Source organism: Dysgonomonas sp. 521 (assembly GCF_010501055.1).
Taxonomy (GTDB): Bacteria; Bacteroidota; Bacteroidia; order Bacteroidales; family Dysgonomonadaceae; genus Dysgonomonas.
In genome coordinates this window covers 1-4,730 of record NZ_QVMO01000156.1, presented here as the reverse complement: position 1 = coordinate 4,730, position 4,730 = coordinate 1, and the positions used below count along the sequence as shown (strand labels likewise).

Annotated in this window: 2 protein-coding genes; both read left to right on the top strand. The window is 42.6% G+C overall.

All coding sequences use genetic code 11. From position 1 onward, the window contains the following. Nucleotides 1-1,298: 1,298 nt before the first annotated feature. Nucleotides 1,299-2,510, top strand: a complete 1,212-nt coding sequence (locus D0T84_RS21310) for an ROK family transcriptional regulator (RefSeq protein WP_163309948.1) — start codon at nucleotides 1,299-1,301, stop codon at nucleotides 2,508-2,510. Between the two features lie 476 nt (nucleotides 2,511-2,986). Further along, a complete protein-coding gene (locus tag D0T84_RS21305) occupies nucleotides 2,987-4,417 on the top strand; it encodes a TldD/PmbA family protein (RefSeq protein ID WP_163309947.1) in 1,431 nt (476 codons plus the stop codon). The last annotated feature ends 313 nt before the right edge of the window (nucleotides 4,418-4,730 follow it).

Below are 4,730 nucleotides of genomic sequence, written 5' to 3'. Positions count from 1 at the left end.
TCAATGCTAACGAAATAAGACTTATGGGTAAACTAGCTAAAAAACACAATTTTATGATTGTCAAAACGGATATAATTTAAATGACGTCATTGGTAGGGACGAAGCATCCCGTGTAGGCAAATTGCTTTTAAGAAAAGAGATCCTTCACTATCGTTCAGGATGACAGGGTATAAGATTTACTTGGTATAAATCCTGCTCGTCAGGCGTCAGCCAGCGCCGTTAGCAAGCGTACGGCGAAGTGGGGCGCAATGCTTTTTTGCTTACTTTTGGAGCTTTGGCCAAAAGTAAGGCAAAGAAGTGGAAGTCTATCGGAACGAAGTGTAGATAGACGAGAATTCTGCGCAGATTATTACATAATATAGCCTCGATTTATATCATTAATACCACTTTACATATTTATGCGAATCAAGGGTAAAAAACACAGTAACTTATTGTCCCGAAGGGACTGAAGGTGGATAACCACGGGCAAAACCCGTGGCAGGGACTGGCTGGAAAACATGTCTCCGTAGGAGGCAAATAGCAAAACAAATGCCATTCGCCTCCTACGGAGACGGCCTCCCCCTATCCGATTTTTCCACGGGTTTTACCCGTAGTTATCCATGATTAGCCCACTTCGTGGACTTAGAACTCTGACTGCAAAACAGAAGATTGATTTATAATAGTATACTGCAACCCTAAGCAACCCTTGATTCGCATTATATACTACTAATGCGAATCGGAGGTTGAAAGCAGCTCAACACCTGCCTGAAAGGCAGAATCTTCATAACCGTATGCAAGCGCAGCGTAGCTTACGCAGCAAGGAACAATTACACTCCCCCTGCCCAAAGCGGCAGGACACACAGTATGTCCTGTCTTTCAGACAGCTGGTATTACTCATCCTTTTTCCGCAGGTCGATGACCCGCGGTTATGAAGATTTGGCTTTTCAAGCCATTTCTCAAATCCTGATTGGCATTAATAATATAAGTAACTGTTTAAATTTTATACGAATATTTTATTATACCTTTTTCTTCGTTCATTTTTAGGCTGTTTTAGGTTGTTTTTTCCTTTCGCTCAACTCAACCAGCGGTCACAGGAGCGAAGCGTATGTAAATAGCCCGCTATTATCGTTTCAAGAAAGAAAAAAACATCTCTAAAAATTTGAACGAATAAAATTTAAACAGTTTCTTATATTTATGAATGAATTATCCTGCAGATATTAATGAATTGAAGAAAGTATTGCTTATTTAATAATATTTTTGTTTATATTTATGATTCCTATCAAATCTTATATGAAAAGGAATTCACAAAAATGAAAAATATGAATACCCAATTGCTTCAGGAAATAGAAAAGGGCACGAAAAGTGCTTTAATCAAAAAAAATATTATCAATTATTATATCCAAAGCGGGAGTTCGACCATTACGGAGCTTTCTAAGAAACTGGATCTGAGTATTCCTACCGTCACCAAGTTTATCAGCGAAATGTGCGAAGACGGGTATATAAACGACTACGGAAAACTGGAGACTACTGGAGGACGTTACCCTAATCTTTACGGGCTTAACCCTGAATCCGGTTACTTTATAGGCGTAGACATCAAGCAGTCTGCTATAAATATCGGGCTTATCAATTTCAAAGGCGACATAGTCGATCTCAAGATGGGTATACCTTACAAAATGCAAAATACGCCCGAAGCCATGAACAGGCTGTGCGAACTGATCTTGTCCTTTATAGACAAACAAAGCGTGAATAAGGATAAGATACTCAATATCAATGTAAATATATCGGGGCGGGTAAATCCTGAAGCAGGATATAGTTACAGTATTTTCTATTTTGAAGAAAGGCCGTTGGCGGAGATACTCAGCGAAAAGCTGAACGGCTACAAGGTAACCATAGACAATGATACCCGCGCCATGACATATGGCGAGTACCTGTCGGGATGTGTAAACAATGAGAAGAATATCATCTTTGTAAATATAAGCTGGGGGCTCGCCATCGGAATTATTATAGACGGTAAGGTATATACCGGAAAATCCGGCTTTGCAGGCGAGTTTGGGCACATGAAAATATACGACAACGAAATACTCTGTCACTGCGGTAAAAAGGGATGCCTGGAAACCGAAGCGTCGGGCTCGGCAATGTACCGCCGCCTGTTTGAGCAGATCCACAACGGGGCATCGTCCCTTCTTTCGAAAAAAGTGAAAAAAGAAGAGGTTGTCACACTGGACGAAATAATAGAGGCGGTGAACAAGGAAGACGTACTTTGTATAGACCTTGTTGAAGAAATAGGGCAGAAGCTGGGAGAACAGATTGCGGGACTTATCAATATCTTCAATCCCGAAATGGTAATTATAGGCGGAACGGTATCTATGACCGAAGACTACATTATGGAACCTGTAAAAACAGCCATACGCAAATACTCGCTCAATCTGGTCAATAAAGACTCCACGATCACTGTTTCTAAACTGAAAGACAGGGCGGGGGTAATCGGCGCGTGCCTGTTAGCCAGAACCCGCTTGTTTGAAATACATTAAGCCCTGACTGCATAGTTCGGTTATGGGCAACGCCCAGTCATGATCGGAAGATTTCAAATAACTGTATTTTAGTCAATTGCCACGGCTTTTTACCACGGCTTTTAAGTCGTGGGCTGTGAATAATGGCAGGGTAAAGGCTTTAGCCGAACTGGTTTTGCTCATTATTTTTGACTAAAGTCACTTTTTCTTCTGATAACTCTATCCTCCACTTGAAAGTGGAGGCAATTTCAAAAAACGAAAATTGCACGTAAATATTTATTGTACAGAATCTTATAAAATTCGCAAACATTCCGGATATAAATGGGCAACGCCCCCAATGGCAGCGCCTTGCCTCGTATATCCACCTATCGAAATTACGCCCTGAATAGAATTAGCAATCGCCGAAGCGAAGGTGAGGCAAAATAGGCGGAGCCAAAGGGCAATATTATTGATTTATGTTCTATTTTTGTCACATATTCAGAAATACAAGTTAAGAAATGATAGACAGTTTAAATAGACAAAATATACTTCAACATTTTTCTGTAACGGAAAATGACTTGCTCAAGGTTATAAACGAAGCTTTAAGTAAAGGTGGCGACTATGCCGATATTTTTTTCGAACATACATTCAGCAACAATATTTCGTTGCGCGATGGGGAAGTGAACAGGGCTTCTTCCAATATCGATTTCGGGGTAGGAGTAAGAGTTGTGTCGGGCGACCAGACAGGCTACGCGTATGTGGAGAATACCGGGATAAGTGAATTGCTGAAAGCCGCCAAAACAGCCGCCAGTATAGCCTCCATACCGCTAAAAGCCGCATCGCCGGTAGAAATAAAAGAGAGCCGTTTCAAAAACTACTATAAGATAGAAAAGCCGTGGCTGGATATATCCGCAGCCGACAAAAAGGCGTTTGTGCAGAGGCTGAATGACCGTATCTTCGAATTAGACTCGCGGGTTATAAAAGCATCTGTCAGCCTGAATGATTCTACATCCTATGTCCTGTTCTTTAATTCCGAAGGAATACTTACATGGGATTACCGCCCGATGAGCATTATGTACGGTTCGTGCACAATGGATCAGGACGGCAAACTGGAAAACGGTTCCGCTTCGCGGGCTTACCGCAAGGGGTTCGAATTTCTGAACGATGACCTGATAGAGACTCTGGCAAAAGAATCGGTGGCTCAGACTTCGCTGATGTTCGAAGCCGTGAAGCCCAAAGGTGGCGAAATGCCTGTGGTGATGGGCGCCGGTAGTTCGGGTATCCTTTTGCACGAGGCAATAGGACATACATTCGAGGCCGACTTTAACCGTAAGAATGTGTCTATATTCTCTGACCGGTTGGGGAAACAGATATGCGCAGCGAATATAAATGTAGTGGATGACGGCACTATCGAAAATGCGCGTGGAGCGATCAATTTTGACGATGAGGGTGTGGAAAGCCAGAAAACATACATTGTGAAAGACGGCGTGCTTGAAAGTTATCTCCACGACCGTATCAGTGCCAGGCATTACAATGTAGCGCCCACAGGTAACGGGCGCCGGCAGTCGTTCCGTTACGCTCCCCTTCCGCGTATGCGCGTTACTAATATGGAGCAGGGCGAAACACCCGAAGCGGATATTATAGCTTCGGTAAAGCAAGGCGTATATGTGGATAACTTTACCAACGGGCAGGTGCAGATAGGCGCGGGAGATTTTACCTTCTTTGTAAAGACAGGCTACCTCATTGAGGACGGAAAACTGACACAACCGATCAAAGACATCAATATAATAGGTAACGGCCCTAAGGCTCTTGCCGACATCACGATGGTAGGCAACAACCTGAAAATAGACGAAGGCGCGTGGACATGCGGCAAAGACGGACAGGGTGTGCCTGTAGGGCAGGGGTTGCCTTCTATTTTGGTGAGTAAACTGACTGTGGGTGGAGAGTAATCGCCCTATTATAACACCGGCTCCCTTGATATCACATCAATGGAGCCGGTTTGCTTCAAGTCTAAAATTTGATTTACCTGATTATTCTAAGAGTCTGTTTAAATTTTATAGCAAATCTTTTTTATAACTATTTTTAGATGGATTTTATCATTTTTACTAGTAGAACCAACGGTCAGCGGAGCTAATTAGCGGGCTATTTACATACGCTTCGCTCCTGTGTAATCCTTCGGTCTCGGTCATCTTTTACAAGATTTATATAGTTTTTACCTTTGCATAGGAGAGAGTTAACGATAAATTAAGGAGCCATCAGTTT

Coding starts and splice junctions, on each gene's coding strand:
- D0T84_RS21310 (WP_163309948.1), top strand. CDS start 1,299: ATGAATACCCAATTGCTTCAGGAAATAGAAAAGGGCACGAAAAGTGCT.
- D0T84_RS21305 (WP_163309947.1), top strand. CDS start 2,987: ATGATAGACAGTTTAAATAGACAAAATATACTTCAACATTTTTCTGTA.